Consider the following 22,406-nt stretch of genomic DNA (forward strand, 5'->3'; position numbering starts at 1 on the left):
TTTGTTTGGGGGTTGAATCAGTCTTAAAAGACAGCAAAAAATACTACATTGGATTTTTATGGTATTGGCCTTGGTGTACAATCCAATGACTAAAGTTTATTTTCAAAAGAAATTCAGACAGTTATAAACTTATGGACAGTAGCTGTTTTAGTGTTTATTAATTAAAGAAAGTTTTTGGAATTGGAGTGAGATGATTAAATATCTATTTTTATAAAGAGCTTAATCGTGGCAAAATCTTGCTGGATAGAAAAAATCCTGCTAAATTATGATGGATAAATTTAATGAAAATAAATAAAATCCTACTAACAGCAGGATTTTATTAAAGTGTCTATTGAGATTTAGGATTGATGTTCTTCGTGTAATCTGGTATTTAGTTCATCTAATACCATTGCCCATACAGCATCATTTTTCCACTCTTCTTGGATAAATGCTCTTTGTGAGTCATTCCAAAATGGGGCATTTTTTAGATTAGTTTCTTCATCAAGTTGATTTTCTGCAATGAACTTTTCAACGGCTTCATCGCTACTTGCAAGACCTAATTGAGCAAACAGCTCGTTCATGGTATATTCTATATCACCTAACATGACTATCTCCTTTTATTGTGATTAAATTTATTTTAGCAATTTGCCAATACTTGAGCAATGCAAGTCTGTATAGTTTGTGTTTTTTAAGTGTTGTTTTTAACATAAAAAATATCCAGCCAAAACCAGCTGGATATTTGAATGTATTTTCTAGAATTAAGAAAATAAATGATCAATAGCGGCACGCTCTTCTTCAAGTTCGTTTAGTGTGATATTGATACGCTCTTGGCTGAAGTCATCAATTTGCAAATCTTGGACGATTTGATATTCACCATTTTCGGTAGTCACAGGGAAGCCGAACATGATACCTTTAGGAATGCCATACGAGCCATCAGATGGAATACCCATAGTTACCCATTCACCATTTGAGCCTAATGCCCAATCACGCATATGATCGATGGCTGCATTGGCAGCAGAAGCAGCTGATGATAAGCCACGCGCTTCGATAATCGCTGCACCACGCTTACCAACGGTTGGCAGGAATGTATTAGCATTCCAGTCTTGATCATTGATCATCTCTTTGACTGATTCGCCATTAATGGTAGCAAAGCGATAATCAGCGTACATGGTTGGACTGTGGTTGCCCCAAACGATTAATTTTTTGATGTCTTTGACAGCTTTGCCTGTTTTTTTGGCAACTTGCGTTAACGCACGGTTATGGTCAAGACGCAGCATGGCGGTGAAATTTTTGGCTGGTAAATCGGGTGCTGATTTCATGGCGATATAAGCATTGGTATTTGCTGGGTTACCAACGACTAATACTTTAACATCACGACTTGCAACTTCATTAAGCGCCTTGCCTTGAACAGTAAAGATTTTTGCATTTTCTTGAAGCAGGTCAGCACGCTCCATGCCAGGACCGCGTGGGCGAGCACCAACCAATAGTGCATAATCAGCATCTTTAAATGCTACTTTAGGATCATCGGTACCAATGACATCAACTAATAATGGAAAAGCACAGTCATCAAGTTCCATGATAACGCCTTGTAGTGCTTGTTGTGCTTTTTCAACAGGAATTTCAAGTAATTGTAAAATGACAGGCTGATCCTTACCCAGCATTTCACCTGATGCGATACGGAATAGTAAGCTGTAGCCAATTTGACCAGCAGCACCAGTGACAGCAACTCGTACAGGTTGTTTCATGAATAAAAATCCTTGTTTAAATTATTAAGAAATTTTAAAAAATAGATTGATTATACATTTTTAATAATAATATTATCGATAAAAATGTCAAATCATTGTTAGTGTATCATTTTATGGATTTAAAGACAAACCTTTTTGGTGTGTATAAGATGGCAAGTTTTGGATATGAGTTCGTAAAAACTGGCATTTAATCAGTCAAATAGACTCCCAAGTCCAGTCGCCACACTGGCCTTTTTAGATTTTAGAATAATTAGTAAGGGCTAACTGTACCCATACGCTGAGAAATTGGGGTATATTGACCTAAAAGTAGGCTATAAATTGTCACATTTTCCATAACATGCTTGACATAAGCTCGGGTTTCAGCGTATGCGATGGCTTCTACATACTGATCGGCACTGATGGCACCATGTGTTGGTACCCAGCGACGAGCAGCATTAGGACCTGCGTTATAGCTTGCGGTTGCGACCGCAATTTGTCCTCTGGCACGGTTTGCCAAATCATTTAAAAACCAAGTTCCATAGCGTATATTAGTATCAGGATTGCTCATATTACCTGTAGATTCACCCAAGCTTCGGGCAATTTGGGTGGCTGTGCTGGGAATGATTTGCATCAAACCACCTGCACCTGCACCAGATTGAGCAGATGGCTGAAATCGGCTTTCTTGACGCATGATGCCATACGCCCAAGCAGGATCAATACCTGCATTGCGGCTGTGTTTTAAAGTACTGTCTTGATAAGGGGTTGGGTGTGATAATGCCGCATTACGGAGATAATCGGTAGTTTCGATGGCATGGATGCTACGGTGATAAAATCCTAAGTCATGGGCTTTTTTGGCGGCACTCAGCAGTAAAGTGGTATTGCCTAAGTCGCGTGCTTTTTTGACCGCCCAATTCCATTCACGATTAATATGTTCAAGGCTGGCATTGTTTTGCATAAGTAGTATTGCACGGGCAAAGTGCTGATCTGCCATCATACGCTGTTCATCGCTGGTGCTGATTGATGGTAATACATTGCCACCAATATCAGATAGACTTAAACGCTGTCCGATGCGATCTTTGGCAAGTAGCCCATAGTAATCGATCCCTTTTGCAAGATTGTGATAAATATGCTGTGCTTTGGCTTGCTGACCCAGCTGTTCATAAGCCCGAGCCAGCCAATACTGCCAAATCCGCTCTTGTTGTTCAACGGCTGTCATGGCACTAATTGCCGTAATGACATCTGACCATTGACCAAAATAAATTGCTGCTTGGGCATAGTCTTCTGCTTCTTCGTAATTAAAAGTTTCACCCAAGCTATTTCTAAACCAATGTACCGCATCCATACTATAGCCATCATTGGTGTTCATATTCATACGCTTGACCGCAATGCTACGCCAAGCATACTGACGAGCCATATCAGAGATGAGCTTTTGTGTTCTAAGTTCGTCTTGAGCAATGTCATAATTAAGCTGTATGGCAGCTTCTGAGTATGAACGGTGTGCCAGCAAACTGATGGCATAAACATATAGATATTGATTGGTGTTGCTGTAGCTTTCTTGAGAAAAGCGTGTCAAAAATTCATTGGGATTATTGCGAATTTCATTAATGGTTTGGTAGCTGACGGATATGTTTAATTGTCCAAGCAATGAGATGATATCGCCCGTTTTATCCAAAGGTGCTTGGCGGCTAGAAAGTTGCCGTTTATCAATGCGTAGCATACGCAAAAGTTGTTCATGTTTATCGATGTTGGTGATGCGTGGGTTATAAACCATTTCGGTGGCCAGTTTATCACATAAAGATTGGCGGATTTGAGTATTTAGCCATACATTGGGTTTTTGGTATAAAGCTCGCAGTGAATCACGACTTTGGTTAAATCCTAAGGCAATCGCACAAGCTTCAGATTCATCAGGGTTTTCAATGCTGTCTGCTACGGCACGCACAGACGCATAGTCACCTTGGCGAGCCTTAATCTCAGCATAGTCAGCGGCGAGTTTTTCACTCATGACAGTGCTTGGATATTGATGGACAAACTGATTGACTGCCTCGGGTGATTGACCAGATAGGTTATAATTTAGCCGCCAATAGGTAGGATACATCCCAAATAGTGTGCCTTGCATATTTTTTTCGTATTGGCGTAGGGCATTTGGGCTACTTTTTTGGCGTTCGACATCAAAAAATTGATAAATACTACCGTCGTTGGCATGACCTTGTGCACAGGCAGCTTGCATAATGCTGATTGTGGCAAGCAGTGCGGTGATGGTCAATTTATTTGCTGTTTTCATTATTAGCTTAAATGAGTTAAATTTTGCTTATTCTACCAATCACTGATAAAAAAGTCCAAAATTATCCAATACATGCATCAAATTGATATTGACAAAATGACACTGGCATATTGATATGATATAATAGACAAATTTTTTATTTTGCAGACCCTTGGAGAAAACCATGACCGTTGGCACTTTCAATCCTAAAACTCAAGCAACCGCCATCAAAAATCCAGCAACAGCCTTACATGAAATCAGGGAAGCTGATCGTGATACCGCTGTGCCAAAAAAAGTTTATATCGTTACCCAAGGTTGTCAAATGAATGAATATGACAGCCAAAAGATGGGCGATGTTTTGGGTAGTAGCCATGGTATGGTCATTACCAATGATATTAATGATGCTGATGTGTTGATTATGAATACCTGCTCAATCCGTGAAAAAGCACAAGAAAAAGTTTTTTCTGAATTGGGTCGTTGGCGTAAATTAAAAGAAAAAAACCCAAATCTTGTCATTGGTGTTGGTGGTTGTGTTGCCTCTCAAGAAGGTGATAATATCCAAAAGCGTGCGCCATATGTGGATATGGTTTTTGGTCCTCAAACCTTGCATCGCCTACCTGAGTTGTATGAAAGTACAACAAATCAAGCCAAAACTGATATGGGTCAAATCCCCAAAAATCGTATCGGTGTGGTTGATGTCTCCTTTCCAAGTATTGAAAAATTTGATTTTTTGCCTGAGCCAAGAGTTGAGGGTTATACTGCCTTTGTGTCTATTATGGAGGGTTGCTCAAAATATTGCTCATTTTGTGTTGTGCCTTATACTCGTGGTGAGGAATTATCACGCCCTTTGGATGATGTATTGGCTGAAATTGATAGCTTGGCTGAACAGGGTGTGCGAGAAGTCAATCTTTTGGGTCAGAATGTCAATGGCTATCGTGGTGAAAAAGATGATGGCAGTATTTGCCGATTCAGCGAGCTTCTACATTATGTGTCATACATTGATGGGATTGAACGCATTCGCTACACCACAAGCCACCCTTTGGAATTTACCGATGATATCATTGAAGCTTACCAAAGTATTGATAAGTTGGTATCACATCTGCATTTGCCGATTCAAAGCGGTTCAAACCAAGTTTTAGCCGCCATGAAGCGAAACCATACGGTCGATGTCTACATGAATCAAATTGCAAAATTACGCAAAATTCGTCCTGATTTACATTTATCAAGTGATTTTATCATTGGATTTCCTGGAGAGACAGACGAAGACTTTTTACAGACGCTTCAATTTGCAAAAGACTTAGATTTTGATCATTCATACAGTTTTATTTATTCTAAACGGCCTGGTACGCCCGCCTCTGATTTGCCTGATGATGTCAGCCTTGAAACCAAAAAACAACGCTTGGCAGTTTTTCAAGAGCTTATTAAGCGTTCAACTTTTGATAAAACACAAGCCATGGTCGGTCAGACGCTGCGTGTGTTGGCCGAAGAGCCTGCAAATCGCCGTCAGGGATATTTACACGGTACAGCGGATAATACCCGTTCGGTAATTTTTAAAGCAGATACTGATCTTTTGGGCAAGTTTGTTATGATTAAAATCACCAAGGCCATCAGCATGCATTTAGTTGAAGGCGAGTTGGTTGAGGTCTTGGGCTAATTTGATAGATACAGGCACGGAGTGGGATGTGAGATTAAATAAGCTGCGTGCTTGGTTAAGAGGGCAGTCTGATACGCCAACCATTGGTATATACTTTGGAGAAAAGGCGGCAACAGCAGTTTGGCTAGATGAGCATGATGGACGCTATCACTGGTTGGGTTCGGCATGTGTGTTTTATACCGATGTGGTGGTTTCTGGCAAAATTGTTGATAAAGAAAAACTTGCCCAGACGCTAAGACAGATGATGCAAACGCTTGGGTTAAGTCAGGCAAATGCCATCACTTGTGTACCTGATGATGCAGTCATGCAGACGCTCATCGATCTGCCAGCTGATTTATCAGATGAGGATATCGAAGCACAAATCTTAGTTGATGCTGAGCGTTATATTGGGCGTAATATCCAAGATGTTTATTTTGATTTTCAAGTACTTGAGCGATCATCAGTAGCAACTCAAATCACTCTGACAGTGGCACACCAAAATAGTATCCATGACTGCTGTGAAGTACTTGCCATGGTGGGAATAGAGGCTGTAGCAGTTGATGTCCATACATCTTGCCTGGCACGCATGATGGCTAAAATGACAGCACAAGTCAGTGCTTTGGTGGAGATTACCGATCACGATATTGGCGGTTATATCACTCATCATGGCGTATTGCTATATCAGCAAAATGAGCCAATACATGCATTGACAAATTTTGGCAATCAGCCATTGGATGAGCAATCAGAACTTGATCAGTTTTCTCAATTTACCCATGATGTTGATACGCCTAAAAATTGGCCCAATCAGTCAACCTTAACGATGAATTTTGGCGATTTGACAGATCGATTGTCCAAGACGAATGCATCAATCCAAAATGACTTTGTACAGCCTTTGCAAGACAATTTTATCCAAAAAACACCAGATATTGCGATAAAAGCTCAAACTGGCGACTACCATATCCGCTTTGATGATTGGGTGGATGACATGGCAGCCGATGAACTTTCATTTGGCGAAGCGTCGGCAAATACGCCACATATCAAATCATCTGATCGGTCTGAATTGGGAGTTGATCAGATGGCCACAAAAATCTTATCACTGATCAAGAATTGTCAGGCACAAACTGTTTTACCGATTGAGCGGCTATACATCAGCGGCACAACATGGACAAAAGCATCACAGTTGGCAGAGGCTTTACAGGCAAAGCTTGATATTTTGTGTCTGCCCATGCATCCTAAATACGCGGTCAATCATGCCATCGAAGATAATGATATGGAGCAAGCACCCATGTTAACAGCAGCAGCGGCACTGGCTTTGACAAGATCTGAGGGGATTAATCTTTTGCCATGGCGTGAAGAGCGTCGCAGTCAAGCTGATGCTAAGTTTCGTCAAATATTTGTGTCGGTGGTGGGGCTTGCTGTTTTGGTGATGATGCTGATTTTTGGTGCAATTTATTATCGGCTCAATCAACAACAAGCAATCAATGATGAGATTAAAACACGCATCAGCACCTTGGACGATAAGATCCATCAAATGCAGCAGCTCAAAGAACAGCTAGATACTGCCCAAAAACACAGTGAGGCGTTAAATGCTTTATCAGAAGATCGACAAGTTGCGTATCGCTGGCAACAATTATCAAACCTAATACCTGAGGGTGTGTATCTAGACGAAATGAGTCAGGCGGCAGATATGCTTAGCTTGACAGGAAAGGCGGTATCGACACAATCCGTGTCTGCATTTGCCCATCGGCTTGAGTTGTCTGGGCTGTATACTGATGTACTTGTGGTGTCTTTGCAACAAGCAGATCAAGCGATGAGTTTTACGCTCACTGCCACTCAGCTGCCACTTGATGCCAAAGATATGATACAGCCAGCGAACATAACAAATCACGATGAAAATACTGATGTGAACGAGCGTGGTAATGAATAATTTTGTGTATCAGCTACAAAGTTTTTGGTATGAGCTTAATCAGGTCAATCGTCATACCATTGCTCAATCACCCAAATATATACAGCTGACGGTACTTGGTTTGATCATGATGATCATTGGCATTTTTGGCTGGCTACTTGCGATTTTACCAACCATTCAAAAGCTTAATGCAGCCCAAAGTCAAGAATCTGCCTTAATTGATGAATTTGCCACTAAATATCATAAAGCCCAGCAGTTTGACCATCTAAGCCATCAGGTCATACAAAAAAATACACAACTTGAAAATCAGCTCAATGCTCTGCCACGCACAGCACCGATGAGCGAGATTATCGGAATGATAAATACCAAAGCACAAGCGGTTAATGTGCAGGTGGTGAGTGCATCAGTTCAAGCAGGTCGTGAACAGGATTATTATACCGAACGCCCTATCGCAGTGAGTGCGACAGGGGATTATCATGCTTTGGGTCGATGGTTGCTTGAGTTGTCAGAGGCTAACCATTTGCTGACAGTGCATGATTTTGATCTGAAGGCTGGTTTGAACCATCAGCTGATGATGATTGTTCAGATGAAAACTTATCAAGCAAACAAACGCCCAAAACCAGTTGCTCAGCAGGTGCCTGATGTTCAATGAATATTATCGGTGGGGCATTTTGGGTGCTTGGATTTGGGTTGGGATTGGATGTGCTGATAGCACCAGTCAAGTTGTTGATGATAAGCTTGCACATATTACCCATGAAGAGCGTATGGCGATCAGTGAGCCTGTGCCGATACCCTTATCTGTGCCGATGATATATCAGCAAGGCAAAGATCCTTTTATCAATCCTTATAGAAATGTTGAGGTTCTTGATACCAATCATGCCGCTGATCAGCAAGATGAGCCAAAAACCGAATCTACCAAAGCTTGGCCTATGGCAGACACTATGCCATCTCAGCCATCTGATACTCATCAGTCTGCCAAGGCTCAGGCACAAGTCTTCAAAGGCGATCCGATAGTCATTGATACCAACCGTGTTCGAGAGCCTTTAGAAAGCTATGAGTTATCAAGCCTACGCTATCATGGTCGTATTTTTGATGATATTAGACTTGTGGCACTCATTATGAGTCCTGATGGCATCGTTCATCGTGTGAGTACTGGACAATATCTTGGTAAAAATCACGGAAAAATTACCCATATTGACAGTCGTACGATACATCTGATTGAAGCGGTCGCTGATACACAAGGTGGCTATTATCGCCGTGATGTAAACATTCATTTTATTCATAAGCAATGACACATGGACAAAAAATTTTTAAAAAATAGCTTGGTAATCGCCGTGATGCTCGGTGTGGTTCATATGGAGGTACGTGCTGATACTCATATCGATCATGTGTCTGTTACCCAAACAGCAGAGCAACATTATACAGGCAAGCCTATTAGCCTTGAGTTTGCCGATATTCCTGTACGAGCGGTTTTTGATATTTTAGCAGGTTTTACAGGTATTAATATCATCACTGATGATAGTGTGACAGGCAGTATGACCATTCGCTTGATGAATATCCCTTGGGATCAAGCATTTGATGTGATTTTGCAAACACAAAATTTATCAGTATTAAAGCATGGTAATGTATGGCTGATCAGCTCAAAATCTATCCAATCCAATCAGCCGACAATAACCGAATACATTCGTCTAAACTATGCACTTGCCGATGATGTGGCAACACTCATCATGGGCGAAAAAACCCAGCGTGGTAATGTCAATCGAACCAATCACCGTGATGTTATTTATCCTGAAGCACCATTATCACGGGCCTATAATACCCAGACTGATGAACTTATTACCACCGCTGTGCGTGGGACATTACTGTCTGAGCGTGGCACAGTGACGGTGGATAAGCGTACCAATACTTTAATTATCCAAGATGTGCCTGCAAGCGTTGCCAATATCAAGGCACTGATTGAGCGTATTGATATCCCTGTTGAACAAGTGATGATTGAAGCTAGAATTGTTTCTGCGAATGAAAATTTTGGGCGAAAGCTTGGCGTAAGTTTTGGGGCGCATGGTCAAAATGGTAAAGTGCATTATGGCGGCTCTCAGGGAAGTTTATGGGCGATGCGGCAAGAGGGTGTGGCGGCAGGTGGTCATCAAAACAGTCATCTGAATGTTGATTTGGGCGTAGATAACGCCATGGGACGCATTGCTTTTGGGCTGTTAAATTTACCTGATATCATTTTAGATTTAGAACTCTCCGCCATGCAGGCAGAAAATCAAGGTGAGGTTATCTCAACACCAAAAGTCTTGACGGCTGATAAACAAACCGCGCGTATTTCATCAGGGCTACAAATTCCTTATCAAGAAACCACGCATTCAGGTGCCAGCACAACAAAATTTAAAGAAGCGTCTTTAATTTTGGAGGCGACACCAAATATCACACCTGATGGTAAAATTGGTCTTAAGCTAAATATCAAAAATGGCAATCCAGTACCAACACTTGGTCATATCGCCATCCAAGAAGATGCCATCGAAACGAATGTCATCATCGAAGATGGACAAACCGTCGTTCTTGGTGGTATCTATCGCACCAGCCAGAATGAAGGTGCAAATAAAGTGCCTAGATTGGGTGATATGCCTGTGCTTGGACGATTGTTTCGGCATGATTCCAAAGCGCATGATAAGTCGGAGCTTTTGATTTTTATTACACCCAAATTGGTAAGATAGCTGGCATTATATTGGTCAATAAAATAAATGAAATTTTTATCTAAGTAATCGGTATCTGAATGGTCAATACATAAAAATACTGGTAACAAATTGCCAAACATTGTATGATAAGATAATTTTCATTCATTTTATTAAGTCAAGTTGGTGCATAAATACCCATCATGGCGAATATGTTATATTAATTGGAAAATCACAATGCTTGATGACGATTCGGCTTTCATTGAAGAGGTGATGGTCGAAAAAGCAGGTAATGCCTTATCAAAACAACTACCTGCGATTTTTTTGGTGGGACCTATGGGTGCAGGCAAAACAACGATAGGAAAGCTGCTTGCCAAACATTTGGGGCGTAATTTCATTGATTGCGATTGGTATATCGTTGATCAAACGGGTGCTGATATCCCATGGATTTTTGAAAAAGAAGGTGAGGAAGGCTTTCGAGATCGTGAAACACGCGCACTACAAGAGCTGACCGCACTGCCTAATATTATCATGGCAACAGGTGGTGGGGCGGTTGGACGCACCAAAAATCGAGAACTGCTTAAAAAAGGCTTGGTGATTTATTTAGATGCCAGTGTCGATACACAGCTGGCTCGTACCAAAAAGGATAAAAACCGCCCACTGCTACAGGCACAAAATCCACGAGCAGTACTTGAGTCTTTGTACAAAAAGCGTCATCCGCTGTATCGTGAAGTAGCAGATATCATCATATTGACTGGACGAGCATATCCCAAGCAAATGATCGGAGAGATTTTAGAAGTGCTTGGAAATTATGCTTTGGATCATGCACCCAATAAATTAAAAACCGATCAACACGCTAAGGAAAATTCATGACCCAAGCACCACTTATTGTCAAAACCCAACGCCATGATTATCCCATTTTTATCCGAGCAAGTGATGATCAAATTGACTTGGTTAGCCAAATTATCCCATTTATCACCGCCAAACAAGTCCTTATTGTGACCAATGATGTGGTTGCACCTTTATATTTGGCACAAATGCAAGAAAGGCTATTATCTGCTGGATTTCATGTTGAGGTATGCGTACTGCCTGATGGCGAGATTTATAAAAATCAAGACAGTATTAATGCAATCTATGATGTGCTACTTGGGGTGCATTTTGCACGAGATTGCACATTGATTGCACTGGGCGGTGGTGTGATTGGTGATATGACAGGATTTGCAGCTGCAAGTTTTATGCGTGGGGTAAATTTTATCCAAGTACCTACCACGCTGCTTGCCCAAGTGGATTCAAGTGTTGGTGGCAAAACGGGCATTAATCATCCATGTGGCAAAAATATGATTGGCGCATTTTGGCAGCCCAGCTGTGTTTTGGCAGATATGACGACATTTCAAACGCTGCCTGAGCGTGAATTTGCAGCAGGCATGGCAGAGGTCATCAAATATGCACTGATTATGGATGATGATTTTTTGATTTGGCTGGAAGAACATGCCGATCAAATCAATGCCAAAGATAGGCATTTACTTGCAGAGATGGTTTATCGCTGCTGTGATTTTAAGGCTCAAATTGTCGCTGCTGATGAGCGTGAATCTGGCAAGCGTGCGTTGTTAAATTTTGGTCATACCTTTGGTCATGTCATTGAGACACATCAAGGATATGGCAAATGGTTACATGGCGAGGCGGTGGCAGCTGGCATGGTGCAAGCTGCCCAAATGTCGTACAGATTGGGTCTAATTCGTGCTTGTGATGTCGAGCGTATTGAAAATATCATTAAAAAATATCATCTGCCGACCAAGCCTCCTAAGATAGATGTCGCACAAGCGCTGGATCTGATGGGGCATGACAAAAAGGTTAAACAAGGTCAAATCCGCTTGGTGCTACTGCGTCGTATCGGTGATGCGTTTGTAACAGCGGATTTTGAGTTATCAGACTTAGAGGCTGTGCTGGCAGGGCAAATAACGACCGCAAGTCTTTTAGTTGATGAATGAGTGGGTAAAATTATGTCAAAAATTCCCATGATGAATGAAAAGTATTTTCGTCGTCAGGCACTTTATTGGTTGATTGCGGCGGCTATCATGGCAGGCTTGTGGTTGATTGTTTGGTTGACCAGCTCCGTACCAGCAATGATTAATAAACAAAACGCCAATCAAACATCGTCCTATGTTGCGACATTGCCGACCACAATCACAGCGTTAAATGAGCTTGATCATGTTGTTAAGCCCATGGATAATTCGGCACTTGTGCGAGACTTACGCAACTATCCACCTGAATTTAAGGACAAAGTTTATTTTAATGGTATTAGTGGTCGTTATACCATTGAGCTGATGGATGTTACCGAAAATGAAGTTATCGTGGATTATCTAAACAGCCGAGAAGATCGTAACAATTTTGCTTATTTTCGCTATACTGATGCCAATGATAATAAGCGATATGTACTGACTTATGGTAAATTTACCAGTCCAGCTGATGCAGAATCTGCTTTGCAAACCGTAAATTTTAGACTGCCAAAATCAGTGACACAAAAGACCACCAAAATCTCTGAGTTGGTCGCAGTAATGGACAATTATGAATTGGGTCAAGATGTGGTGGATTTGGCAGACTCCCAGCCTCGCCGAGTTCGCCTGCAAGCGACGCGTACCGAAATTCCAGTCAAAGCGGCCACGCCAGCAGATGAAGAATTGGCACGCCTAAGCCGTGAGCGTGCATTACAAACACAAATTTCCCAGCAAACTGAGTCGGTCAGGCAGCCGACTGATTTGGATATCCAAAACGATATCAATCGTTTGTCTAATCAAAGATCTCAAGTCAGCTCTAGCGATTTGCCTATGGCACCAACTGCACGCCCACAGTCACCGCAGCAAACAGCCGATATAGTACCCAAAAATGAAATATCTAAAGGCACTGCACCAACCCAAAGCCATTCGGCAGAGACAGAATCGCAATAAAAGATGGGCAAGGATATCCTATGTCAAATGAATATGCAAAACAGATTTTAAATGCACTTAAGGCAGGCAATGATCGATATGTGGAAAATCTATCAAGTACCAAAAAAACGCCATTATCACCACCAACTTTGGTTAAAGAGCACAAACCCAATGCCATTATTTTGGGGTGTTCAGATGCGCGTGTACCTGTTGAGCTGATTTTTGATCAAGGTTTGGGCGATTTGTTTGTGATTCGGGTTGCTGGCAATGTTGTTGCACCCAGCCAAATTGGTTCAATTGAGTTTGCTGCTGAAAAATTTGGGACACGATTGGTGGTGGTGCTCGGTCATTCGCATTGTGGTGCTGTGACCGCTTGTGTTGAAGCTTTAATCAATCCAGATCAATATTATTCACCAAATTTACAATCTATTGTAGATCGTATCCGCCCCAGTGTGTTAAACTTGCATGAAATTGCGACGGCATCAGGTGATGATGTGGATATGGATGAACTGATTGAACGCTCTGTGCGTGCCAATGTTGGTATGTCAGTTAGTCAAATCAAGTATGGATCGCGTATTTTAGAAGACATGGTCAGACAGGGGGATTTGCTGGTTATTGGTGCTGAATATGATGTCGCCACAGGCAAAGTACATTTTTTAGATGACTGACCAAAAACAAACCCATGATTAATGACAAAAGGAGAGTATGATGAGTATTCAACAACCCAAAAATGCTTTGGCTGCAGAAGGTGTTAAAGACATTCCTGTGCAGTCAGAGGGTTATATTCTTAATCACACCATGCTAAGAATCAAAGACCCAGTTCGATCTTTGGAATTTTATACTGGCATACTTGGTATGACTTTGCTAAAGCACAGTCGTTTTGCTGACAGTGGGTTTGATTTGTACTTTTTGGCCCGATTAACCGAAGATGAACGAGCAAATCTACCTGCTGGTGATGAGCTGAAAGATTTTGTATCACGCCAACGCAGTATTTTGGAGTTGACCCATAATTACGGTACCGAAAATCAGGCAGATTTTAGCTATCATGATGGCAATAGTGAACCACGAGGCTTTGGTCATATCTGTTTTAGCGTACCAAGTTTAAAAGAAGCGGTCGCTTGGTTTGATGAAAATGGCGTAGAATTTAAAAAGCGTCCTGAAGAGGGTACGATGAAAGACATCGCCTTTATCAAAGACCCAGATGGATATTGGATTGAAATTATTGAGATTAATAATAATCGCTAAATAGATGATAACACTAACACAAAAAACGCTGGCATTGTCCAGCGTTTTGATAAGATGGTGTGCTTGGCGGGAATCGAACCCGCGACCTTCAGCTTCGGAGGCTGACACTCTATCCAACTGAGCTACAAGCACAGAAATATTTTTTGGGTGCGTTTGGATGCATAAATATAAACCGCTCAATTGTAGCAAGTTTTTGGGAAAAATGCCACCTAAGCTGATAAAATAATGACAAATTTATGCAATTCTTGCTAAATTTTAACAGATTCTATAAAAAATATGGCTTTTTACCTGACTTTTCCCTTATAATAATAGGGTGAATTTTATATTGTAGGGATGGTGGCTTTGCACAATGACTTGCACCGCTGTTCGACACCCCCAGAGCGATTGCTCAAGGCTAAAACGAGATGATGACAATGAAAAAAGCTGTTATGTTTTCTGTTGCTGCATTGTTAGCAGTGTCAACAATGGCAACCCAAGCACAAGAAGCTGTCGCACCTGCAGAAACTCAGACTGCTGATGCAACTGAAGTAACTACAGCGGAAGCCCCTGCTCAAGCGGCAGCGCCTGTAGAAGAAGCACCAAAAGAAAGTCCACAGGTTCAAAAGCTTGTGGCGATGTATCCCAATTTGATCGCTCGTATAGCACCTTATGGTAAAGTTTGTTTTGATGGAGAAGAATGTGATATTAATATCACAGTACTTGCACCAGCCGTTGAAGGTCAAGCTCGTGATGGTGAGAGCTTGTATAAAGCCATATGCTCAACTTGTCATGATGCAGGCTTGATTGGTGCACCAAAAATTGGTACCAGCGATTGGGCATCAAGAATCGGTAAAGGTACAGCAACGCTATATAATCATGCCATCAATGGTTTTAATGCGATGCCTGCTCGTGGCGGTGCTGATATCTCTGATGAAGAGGTTCAAAATGCGGTTGATTATATTATCCAGCAGTCAAGCTAAGCCATCATATAAATTATCTATTTAAACTATCCCAAATCATTGTTTGATGATTTGGGATTTTTTTATGCCAGTCATTATAAGTCTTGAATGGTAAGCCTTGAAAATTTTACATTTGTCTATATTTATTTATCTTTTGTGGTATTATGATTTGTCTGATCAATCCAAAAGCATCAACCAATGTGCCAAAGCCTAAAATTTGTGATTCATCTTTAGAGTGCCATTATGACAAAAAGCCCAGATTATGCCCAACCAAACATACCCGCCTTGCAACTAAAAGGACTCAGTAAAACCTACCATAATGGTTTTACTGCTCTAAAAGGTATTGATTTGACTGTACCACAAGGTAGTTTTTTTGCGTTACTTGGTCCTAATGGAGCGGGCAAATCAACCACCATCAGTATTATCAGCTCTTTATTTCCCCCTTCTGCTGGGACTGTAGAAATTTTTGGTATTGATTTGGTCAAAAACCCTGCAAAGGCGAAGCAATTTTTGGGTATTGTTCCCCAAGAATTTAATTTTATGCAATTTGAAACAGTACAAGATATTTTAATCAATCAAGCAGGATATTTTGGCATTACCGCTAAAGATGCCAAGCTAAGAGCAGAAGAGTTGCTCAAAGCATTGGGTTTATGGGATAAAAAAGATACGACCGCAAGAATGCTTTCTGGGGGCATGAAACGCCGCTTGATGATAGCTCGTGCATTGATGCATCGCCCCAAATTATTAATTTTAGATGAGCCAACCGCAGGCGTGGACATTGAGCTGCGTCGCTCGATGTGGGAATTTATAGAATGCATTAACCAAGAAGAAAAAACCACGATTATTTTAACGACGCATTATCTTGAGGAAGCTGAGCAGCTGTGTAAATATATCGCTATTTTGGATAAGGGTGAAATTCGTATTAATACCGACATGAAAAGCCTGCTTGCCAGCTTGGATGTTGAAAGCTTTATTTTAGACTTTTCAAGACCGTTTGAGCCGCCCATTGTGCTTGAGCAAGTCTTACATTATCAAAAAATTGATGCACAAAGCCTTGAGGTCACGCTCAAAAAAGGTGAAAGTTTAAATGATGTCTTTGCACAATTATCCAATCAGGGCGTTCAAATTGCCAGCATGCGTAATAAATCAAATCGTTTGGAGGAGTTGTTTATGAATTTGGTTGAAGAAGATATCTCCAATCAGCTTGGTTAGTCATGCCGACTTAATTTTGACCAAATCGTTAATAACCACTCATCAGATAACCAGCCAATTTAAGAGTACGCCATGGATTTTAGTAAGCAATCGGTAGCATTTTTCACCATTTTAAAAAAAGAGATTAAAAGAATATTACGGATTTGGCTACAAACTTTATTGCCACCTGTCATTACGATGACTTTGTATTTTGTGGTTTTTGGGCAGATGATCGGTAGTCGCATCGGTGAGATGGGCGGCGTGTCTTATATGCAATTTATCGTCCCAGGCTTGATTATGATGGCGGTGATTACCAATAGCTACTCTAATGTTTTATCAAGTTTTTTTAGTATGAAATTTCAAGGTAGTATTGAAGAGCTTTTGGTTTCTCCACTTTCAAAACATACGATTTTATTAGGCTATGTGGGTGGCGGTGTATTTCGTGGCATTGTCATTGCATTGCTTGTAACGATAGTTGCACAGTTTTTTACTCAGTTGACGGTGGTGAATTTGGGTGTGATGCTGATGACTATCTTAGGTACTTCAGTACTATTTTCAATTGGTGGGTTGATTAATGCGATATTTGCTCGCTCATTTGAGGATATTTCCATTATTCCAAGTTTTGTGCTGACGCCATTGACTTATCTTGGCGGTGTCTTTTATTCGTTAGATAATTTATCATCATTTTGGCAAAATTTATCTTTACTTAACCCCATCGTTTATATGGTGAATGCGTTTCGCTTTGGTATTTTGGGGCATAGTGATGTCAATGTTTGGTGGTCGCTAATTGCAATTTTGGTATTTTGTATTCTGCTTTATGGTTGGGCGTATCGCTTGTTGGTCAATGGGTCGAGACTAAGATTATAATCTATTAACCAAAATTATTAAAAAATAATGAATAAAATCAACAATTTAAAGTATAAACTTAGCTTGAGTGATAAAGGAGCTAAACAATGAGTATTCATGGTGTTTTAGGTGAGACAACAAGTTATCCAAAAAATTATGATGCCAGTATATTATTTGCCATTTCTCGTAGTTTGGGTCGTGATGAAGTTTTAAAACAAACTGGCATTCAAGCTGATCAGCTGACAGATGGCGTGGATGTATGGCAAGCGTTTGAGTTGTCATGGCTAAACTTACAAGGTATTTGTAAAGTTGCGATTGCTCGCATTCGCATTCCTGCCAACTCACCCAATATTGTGGAATCCAAATCATTAAAACTTTATCTAAATAGCTTGAATTTTACCAAATTTGGTGACATGGCAGAGGTTCAAGCACTCATCCAAAAAGACTTGTCGGCTTGTGTGGGGATCAAGGTGAGTGTTGAGATTGTACCACTTGGCGGCAGCGGCTTTGAGGTACAAGAGCCACTGGGTGTCTGTATTGATGAGGTGCTTGATACAGAAGGTGAGGTTATTGCTTGTGATGATATTAATTCAGCGATATTAAGTCAGCCACCTGTGCATCAGATGATGACTTATCAATTTCATACCAATTTATTACGCTCAAATTGCCCTGTGACCAGCCAGCCAGATTGGGGGACGCTGTCAGTTTCAATCACAACCAACAAAGCCTTAGATTACCAAAAAATCCTAAGATATGTACTTACCTTCCGTCAGCATAATGGTTTTCATGAACAATGCGTTGAGCGTATTTTTGCAGATTTTTTAGTGAATTTTGAGCCATCGGCCTTGATGGTGCAAGCCAACTACACTCGCCGTGGGGGTATTGATATCAATCCTGTCCGTGTGCTAAACCATGCTTTGCCAGCTGTAACCAGACAGGTGCGTCAATGAATGATGGATAAATTTGCTAAATTATTCAAAAACCTTGTCTTTATGACAAGGTTTTTTATAGCACTGATTTTATGATTTAAATTAAAATAATGCCAATAGTTCATCTAGGCTTAGCATTTGCTGATCACCTGTGGCTCGGTTGGTGTATTCGTATTTATTTTCGGCAAGATTTCTTTGTGAAACTACAATACGATGCGGAATACCAATCAATTCAAGGTCAGCAAATTTGACTCCTGCTCGCTCATCACGGTCATCAAGTAATACATTAATACCACGAGCTTTTAGGGTTTGGTATAGCGATTGGGCCTTAGCTTCCGCATCGCCATCTTTGGATTTCATCGGTACGATGGCAACATAAAAAGGAGCGATGCTATCAGCCTTGTCTTCTGGTTCTGCCCAAATGATGCCATTATCATCATGATTTTGTTCAATGGCAGCGGCGATGATGCGGCTGACACCAATACCGTAGCAACCCATCATCAAAGTGACAGGTTTGCCTTCTTTTCCAAGGACAGAGCAGTTTAGGGCTTTTGAATATTTATCCCCAAGCTGGAAAATATGACCCACCTCAATCCCTCGCTTGATGCTAATGACACCGTTACCATCAGGAGAAGGATCACCATCAACGACATTACGAATATCAACAATTTGCGTGATGGTGGCATCACGATCCCAGTTCATGCCTGTGGTATGTTTGTGTTCAATATTTGCACCTGACACAAAGTCAGATAATGCCGCCGCCGCACGATCGACATAAACAGGCAGCTGCAAATCGGTACTGATATAGCCTTTGATAAGTCCAATTTCTTTGAGTTCATCTTCGGTTGCCATCGTCAAAGGCGTATGAGCATCGGCAATTTTTTCAGCCTTGATTTCATTGAGCGTGTGGTCACCTCGTAAAACCAAAGCAATAAATTTGGGTGCTTCTGGATTATCTTGGCTATGACGACCTTTGACAATCAGTGTTTTGACGGTTTGGCTGAGAGGAATATTTAGGTGCTCGGCAACCGCTTCACATGTGGTCATATTTGGTGTATCCACATCGGTGCGTGCTTGTGTTGGTGCTGCTCGCTTATCATAACAAACCGCCTCGGCAAGCTCTATATTGGCAGCAAAATCAGAATCGCTTGAGAACGCAATATCATCTTCACCGCTGTCTGCCAACACATGAAACTCATGTGACGCAAAGCCACCAATCGAGCCTGTATCTGCTTGTACGGCTCGAAAATTTAATCCTAAGCGTGTAAAAATGCGGTTGTAGGCATCGTACATGTCTTGATAAGTGTTGGCGAGCGATTCTTTATCAATATGAAAAGAATACGCATCTTTCATGGTAAATTCACGCGCACGCATCACACCAAAACGAGGACGGATTTCATCACGGAATTTGGTTTGAATCTGATAAAAGGTAATCGGCAGCTGCTTGTAGCTTTTAAGCTCATTGCGTGCAATATCAGTGATGACCTCTTCGTGTGTCGGCCCTAGCACAAAATCACGGCTGTGACGGTCTTTGAATCTTAAAAGCTCAGCACCGTAATCCTCCCAGCGTCCAGATTCATGCCACAGCTCTCCTGGCTGGGTAACTGGCATCAAAAGCTCTTGACTATCGATTTTCTCCATTTCCTCTCGGACAATACGCTCAACGCGTTTTAGTACACGCAACCCCATCGGCATCCAAACATACAACCCTGAGGCAAGCTTACGAATCAGACCTGCACGAAGCATCAGCTGGCTTGAGGCAATATCGGCATCATTGGGTGTTTCTTTTAAAGTGGCAAATATAAATTGGCTAGCTTTCATAAAATAACTCTTATAAGATGAAATATTTAAACAAGATAATTTAAACAAGATAATTGATAATTTGATTTAAAATTAAGGTGTATTTACTGGATTTTATCCAATAAAGTGTGATAAAAATGACAATAAAAGTTTACCTGATTCAGCCAATTTGATGAAAAGATCATACAATCAACGCATGGCACTTCAAAAATCAGCATTCAATGACTTATATTACGGTAAATCTTAGATAATATGCAACAAATTTTTGTTGATTTTGCATACATTTGTAAGCTTTTGTGGTATTTTAAGCACTTATTATTTTCAGCTGTCAAATGTGTTTGGCTGATTGCGTGATTAAGGTGATATGAAACAAGTCAAATTTTGTGGTTTAACACGCCCTCAAGATGTCAGTGCTGCTGTTTGTGCAGGGGCTGATGCGATTGGACTGGTATTTTATCCACCCAGCCCCAGAGCGGTTGATGTCTTACAAGCCAAACAGCTTGTGGCAAATATTCCTGCGTTTGTCAGTGTTGTTGCCCTTGTGGTAAATATCGATGATGATATGCTGATTAAAATTGCCCAAGCAGTCAGCTTTGATATCATTCAGTTTCATGGCGATGAAACGGCGGATGAATGCCAACGGCAGGCGGCACTTGTAAATAAGCGTTGGATTAAAGCTGTGCGTGTTGATGCATTACGCTATGACGCCAAGGGCATTCAAAAGATTATCGATGATTATCATGCCAAAGGTGCTGCATCGATTTTACTGGATGCTTATCACGCTGATAAATTTGGTGGTACAGGCGAGCGTTTTGACTGGTCAATTATTCCAAAACAGTCATCATTACCGATTATTTTAGCGGGTGGCTTGACGCCTAACAATGTTGCACTAACTCGGCAATTGCCAATTTATGCAGTGGATGTTAGCGGTGGCATCGAATTAGCCAAGGGCATCAAAGATTTTGATAAAATGAAAGCTTTTATTGAAGCGGTTAGATAGATTTTGCTTGAAAATAGATGGTGGCTGGATTGGTGGTATCAATCTGCTCAAACCTATGCAAAACTTGCGATTGCATGAGATATTTAAATTGAATAACACCTAATTTAAACGATTAAAAAGGGCAATATATGACAACACAATTTAAGTTTGGACAATATCCTGATATCAATGGATATTTTGGTAGACACGGTGGTCGTTTTGTGTCCGAAACTTTGATGGCGGCACTTGAAGAGCTTGACGAAATTTATCAAACTGCCAAAGCTGACCCTAAGTTTTGGGATGAATTTATGGCGGATTTAACGGACTATGTTGGTCGTCCGACACCGCTATATTTTGCTGAACGCTTGACCCAACAAGTTGGTGGCGCTCAGATTTTTTTTAAGCGTGAGGATTTAAACCATACAGGTGCCCATAAAGTCAATAATACCATCGGTCAAGCATTGCTCGCCAAAATGGTGGGCAAAAAACGCATTATCGCTGAAACAGGTGCAGGACAACATGGCGTTGCAACCGCTACCATTGCCGCACGCCTTGGCTTGGAATGCGTGGTTTATATGGGTGCAGATGATGTTGAGCGTCAAAAGATGAATGTATATCGCATGCGCCTTTTGGGGGCAACTGTTGTGCCTGTTACTTCAGGTTCTCGCACCTTAAAAGATGCCATGAATGAGGCGATGCGTGATTGGGTGGCAAATGTTGACACCACTTATTATATCATTGGTACAGTCGCAGGCCCGCACCCATATCCGATGCTTGTGCGTGATTTTCAGGCGATTATTGGTCGTGAGGCACGCATACAACATTTACAAAAAACAGGCCGCTTGCCTGATGCATTGGTTGCATGTGTTGGTGGCGGTTCCAATGCCATTGGGCTATTTTATGATTTTTTAAATGATCATGAGGTGGTGATGTATGGTGTGGAAGCCAATGGGTTAGGCATTGATACACCCAATCACGCCGCTCCTTTGCAGGCTGGGCGTGTCGGTGTATTGCACGGCAACCGAACTTATCTAATGGCAGATGATGATGGTCAAATTCTAGGTACGCATTCGATTTCGGCAGGTTTAGATTATCCAGGTGTTGGCCCTGAACACAGCTTTTTAAAAGATATTGAGCGTGTTCATTATGTCGGTGTAACGGATGACGAGGCATTACACGCCTTTAAAGAAGTGACTTCAAAGGAGGGTATCATTCCAGCACTTGAAAGCTCACATGCGGTAGCTTATGGGCTAAAATTGGCGGCGACCATGAAGCCTGAGCAATCAATGATTATTAATATGTCAGGTCGTGGTGATAAAGATTTACATACGGTTATGGCAAAAGATGGCATGCAAATTGATTAAGCCACCCAAGCGA

Annotated in this window: 20 protein-coding genes and 1 tRNA gene; 16 read left to right on the forward strand and 5 right to left on the reverse strand. The window is 41.3% G+C overall.

Translation table 11 applies throughout. From position 1 onward, the window contains the following. Window positions 1-338 precede the first annotated feature (338 nt). The 3 genes from HMPREF2573_RS02090 to HMPREF2573_RS02100 form a co-directional block, all read right to left on the reverse strand. Window positions 339-584, reverse strand: coding sequence for a DUF2789 domain-containing protein (locus HMPREF2573_RS02090; RefSeq protein ID WP_003660383.1), 246 nt, complete (start codon window positions 582-584; stop codon window positions 339-341). Window positions 585-737: 153 nt separating this feature from the next. Next, window positions 738-1,724 carry a malate dehydrogenase gene (locus tag HMPREF2573_RS02095; protein ID WP_003657661.1) on the reverse strand — a complete coding sequence of 329 codons (987 nt, stop codon included), beginning with the start codon at window positions 1,722-1,724 and terminating at the stop codon, window positions 738-740. Window positions 1,725-1,974: 250 nt separating this feature from the next. Next, window positions 1,975-3,984, reverse strand: a complete 2,010-nt coding sequence (locus tag HMPREF2573_RS02100; protein WP_070472410.1) for a lytic transglycosylase domain-containing protein — start codon at window positions 3,982-3,984, stop codon at window positions 1,975-1,977. A 163-nt stretch (window positions 3,985-4,147) separates the two neighbouring features. On the opposite strand from HMPREF2573_RS02100, the gene miaB reads away from it, so the two are divergent. The 10 genes from miaB (at window position 4,148) to gloA (ending at window position 14,346) form a co-directional block, all read left to right on the forward strand. After that, window positions 4,148-5,617: a tRNA (N6-isopentenyl adenosine(37)-C2)-methylthiotransferase MiaB gene (miaB, locus tag HMPREF2573_RS02105; RefSeq protein ID WP_003662052.1), complete on the forward strand. Its 1,470-nt coding sequence runs from the start codon at window positions 4,148-4,150 to the stop codon at window positions 5,615-5,617. 28 nt (window positions 5,618-5,645) lie between these two features. Next, on the forward strand, window positions 5,646-7,523 hold the full coding sequence (gene pilM, locus HMPREF2573_RS02110) for a pilus assembly protein PilM (RefSeq protein ID WP_070472483.1): 1,878 nt from the start codon (window positions 5,646-5,648) through the stop codon (window positions 7,521-7,523). Continuing rightward, entirely contained in the window at window positions 7,516-8,154 is a 639-nt protein-coding gene (locus HMPREF2573_RS02115) for a type IV pilus inner membrane component PilO (protein ID WP_003664344.1), read from the forward strand. Before pilM ends, HMPREF2573_RS02115 begins: the two co-directional genes overlap by 8 nt. Then, window positions 8,144-8,794, forward strand: a complete 651-nt coding sequence (locus HMPREF2573_RS02120) for a pilus assembly protein PilP (RefSeq protein ID WP_003674124.1) — start codon at window positions 8,144-8,146, stop codon at window positions 8,792-8,794. Before HMPREF2573_RS02115 ends, HMPREF2573_RS02120 begins: the two co-directional genes overlap by 11 nt. A 3-nt stretch (window positions 8,795-8,797) precedes the next feature. Then, entirely contained in the window at window positions 8,798-10,219 is a 1,422-nt protein-coding gene (locus HMPREF2573_RS02125) for a type IV pilus secretin PilQ (protein WP_003674122.1), read from the forward strand. Between the two features lie 231 nt (window positions 10,220-10,450). Further along, window positions 10,451-11,050, forward strand: coding sequence for a shikimate kinase (locus HMPREF2573_RS02130; protein ID WP_369801712.1), 600 nt, complete (start codon window positions 10,451-10,453; stop codon window positions 11,048-11,050). After that, window positions 11,047-12,165, forward strand: a complete 1,119-nt coding sequence (aroB, locus tag HMPREF2573_RS02135) for a 3-dehydroquinate synthase (RefSeq protein ID WP_003657652.1) — start codon at window positions 11,047-11,049, stop codon at window positions 12,163-12,165. The genes HMPREF2573_RS02130 and aroB overlap by 4 nt, the downstream gene beginning before the upstream one ends. A 12-nt stretch (window positions 12,166-12,177) precedes the next feature. Continuing rightward, a complete protein-coding gene (locus HMPREF2573_RS02140) occupies window positions 12,178-13,122 on the forward strand; it encodes a hypothetical protein (protein WP_003657651.1) in 945 nt (314 codons plus the stop codon). Window positions 13,123-13,142: 20 nt separating this feature from the next. Beyond that, a complete protein-coding gene (locus tag HMPREF2573_RS02145; RefSeq protein WP_003657650.1) occupies window positions 13,143-13,769 on the forward strand; it encodes a carbonic anhydrase in 627 nt (208 codons plus the stop codon). A gap of 40 nt (window positions 13,770-13,809) precedes the next feature. Beyond that, entirely contained in the window at window positions 13,810-14,346 is a 537-nt protein-coding gene (gene gloA, locus HMPREF2573_RS02150; RefSeq protein ID WP_003660374.1) for a lactoylglutathione lyase, read from the forward strand. Between the two features lie 55 nt (window positions 14,347-14,401). Here gloA and HMPREF2573_RS02155 read toward each other — a convergent pair. Beyond that, a tRNA-Arg gene (locus HMPREF2573_RS02155) sits at window positions 14,402-14,478 on the reverse strand. A 272-nt stretch (window positions 14,479-14,750) separates the two neighbouring features. Between HMPREF2573_RS02155 and HMPREF2573_RS02160 the strand changes: the two genes are divergently transcribed. The 4 genes from HMPREF2573_RS02160 to queF all read left to right on the forward strand — a co-directional run bounded on the left by HMPREF2573_RS02160 (window position 14,751) and on the right by queF (window position 18,271). After that, window positions 14,751-15,305, forward strand: a complete 555-nt coding sequence (locus tag HMPREF2573_RS02160; RefSeq protein ID WP_003657648.1) for a c-type cytochrome — start codon at window positions 14,751-14,753, stop codon at window positions 15,303-15,305. A gap of 222 nt (window positions 15,306-15,527) precedes the next feature. Further along, complete coding sequence (locus HMPREF2573_RS02165; protein ID WP_003674118.1) at window positions 15,528-16,496, forward strand: ABC transporter ATP-binding protein; 969 nt, start codon at window positions 15,528-15,530, stop codon at window positions 16,494-16,496. A 72-nt stretch (window positions 16,497-16,568) separates the two neighbouring features. Further along, the gene (locus tag HMPREF2573_RS02170; RefSeq protein WP_003657646.1) at window positions 16,569-17,342 is read left to right on the forward strand and encodes an ABC transporter permease; all 774 of its coding nucleotides are present in this window, start codon (window positions 16,569-16,571) and stop codon (window positions 17,340-17,342) included. Window positions 17,343-17,428: 86 nt separating this feature from the next. Beyond that, window positions 17,429-18,271, forward strand: coding sequence for an NADPH-dependent 7-cyano-7-deazaguanine reductase QueF (queF, locus tag HMPREF2573_RS02175; protein WP_003657645.1), 843 nt, complete (start codon window positions 17,429-17,431; stop codon window positions 18,269-18,271). Window positions 18,272-18,352: 81 nt separating this feature from the next. On the opposite strand, the gene HMPREF2573_RS02180 is transcribed toward queF, so the two are convergent. Next, the gene (locus HMPREF2573_RS02180; protein ID WP_003665139.1) at window positions 18,353-20,071 is read right to left on the reverse strand and encodes a proline--tRNA ligase; all 1,719 of its coding nucleotides are present in this window, start codon (window positions 20,069-20,071) and stop codon (window positions 18,353-18,355) included. A 343-nt stretch (window positions 20,072-20,414) separates the two neighbouring features. Between HMPREF2573_RS02180 and HMPREF2573_RS02185 the strand changes: the two genes are divergently transcribed. Together HMPREF2573_RS02185 and trpB are read left to right on the forward strand one after the other, a co-directional pair. Then, complete coding sequence (locus HMPREF2573_RS02185) at window positions 20,415-21,050, forward strand: phosphoribosylanthranilate isomerase (RefSeq protein ID WP_003660372.1); 636 nt, start codon at window positions 20,415-20,417, stop codon at window positions 21,048-21,050. A gap of 128 nt (window positions 21,051-21,178) precedes the next feature. Then, the gene (gene trpB, locus HMPREF2573_RS02190) at window positions 21,179-22,393 is read left to right on the forward strand and encodes a tryptophan synthase subunit beta (protein ID WP_003657640.1); all 1,215 of its coding nucleotides are present in this window, start codon (window positions 21,179-21,181) and stop codon (window positions 22,391-22,393) included. Window positions 22,394-22,406 lie beyond the last annotated feature (13 nt).

The sequence above is a fragment of the Moraxella sp. HMSC061H09 genome, assembly GCF_001809255.1.
GTDB lineage: Bacteria > Pseudomonadota > Gammaproteobacteria > Pseudomonadales > Moraxellaceae > Moraxella > Moraxella catarrhalis.

Excerpts from the sequence above, each read along its gene's own strand:
- HMPREF2573_RS02180 (WP_003665139.1), bottom strand. The coding sequence starts at position 20,071 with ATGAAAGCTAGCCAATTTATATTTGCCACTTTAAAAGAAACACCCAAT.
- queF (WP_003657645.1), top strand. The coding sequence starts at position 17,429 with ATGAGTATTCATGGTGTTTTAGGTGAGACAACAAGTTATCCAAAAAAT.
- HMPREF2573_RS02145 (WP_003657650.1), top strand. The coding sequence starts at position 13,143 with ATGTCAAATGAATATGCAAAACAGATTTTAAATGCACTTAAGGCAGGC.
- HMPREF2573_RS02090 (WP_003660383.1), bottom strand. The coding sequence starts at position 584 with ATGTTAGGTGATATAGAATATACCATGAACGAGCTGTTTGCTCAATTA.
- HMPREF2573_RS02120 (WP_003674124.1), top strand. The coding sequence starts at position 8,144 with ATGTTCAATGAATATTATCGGTGGGGCATTTTGGGTGCTTGGATTTGG.
- HMPREF2573_RS02160 (WP_003657648.1), top strand. The coding sequence starts at position 14,751 with ATGATGACAATGAAAAAAGCTGTTATGTTTTCTGTTGCTGCATTGTTA.
- HMPREF2573_RS02185 (WP_003660372.1), top strand. The coding sequence starts at position 20,415 with ATGAAACAAGTCAAATTTTGTGGTTTAACACGCCCTCAAGATGTCAGT.
- HMPREF2573_RS02165 (WP_003674118.1), top strand. The coding sequence starts at position 15,528 with ATGACAAAAAGCCCAGATTATGCCCAACCAAACATACCCGCCTTGCAA.
- aroB (WP_003657652.1), top strand. The coding sequence starts at position 11,047 with ATGACCCAAGCACCACTTATTGTCAAAACCCAACGCCATGATTATCCC.
- HMPREF2573_RS02140 (WP_003657651.1), top strand. The coding sequence starts at position 12,178 with ATGTCAAAAATTCCCATGATGAATGAAAAGTATTTTCGTCGTCAGGCA.
- HMPREF2573_RS02100 (WP_070472410.1), bottom strand. The coding sequence starts at position 3,984 with ATGAAAACAGCAAATAAATTGACCATCACCGCACTGCTTGCCACAATC.
- trpB (WP_003657640.1), top strand. The coding sequence starts at position 21,179 with ATGACAACACAATTTAAGTTTGGACAATATCCTGATATCAATGGATAT.
- gloA (WP_003660374.1), top strand. The coding sequence starts at position 13,810 with ATGAGTATTCAACAACCCAAAAATGCTTTGGCTGCAGAAGGTGTTAAA.
- miaB (WP_003662052.1), top strand. The coding sequence starts at position 4,148 with ATGACCGTTGGCACTTTCAATCCTAAAACTCAAGCAACCGCCATCAAA.
- HMPREF2573_RS02095 (WP_003657661.1), bottom strand. The coding sequence starts at position 1,724 with ATGAAACAACCTGTACGAGTTGCTGTCACTGGTGCTGCTGGTCAAATT.
- HMPREF2573_RS02130 (WP_369801712.1), top strand. The coding sequence starts at position 10,451 with ATGGTCGAAAAAGCAGGTAATGCCTTATCAAAACAACTACCTGCGATT.
- HMPREF2573_RS02115 (WP_003664344.1), top strand. The coding sequence starts at position 7,516 with ATGAATAATTTTGTGTATCAGCTACAAAGTTTTTGGTATGAGCTTAAT.
- HMPREF2573_RS02125 (WP_003674122.1), top strand. The coding sequence starts at position 8,798 with ATGGACAAAAAATTTTTAAAAAATAGCTTGGTAATCGCCGTGATGCTC.
- HMPREF2573_RS02170 (WP_003657646.1), top strand. The coding sequence starts at position 16,569 with ATGGATTTTAGTAAGCAATCGGTAGCATTTTTCACCATTTTAAAAAAA.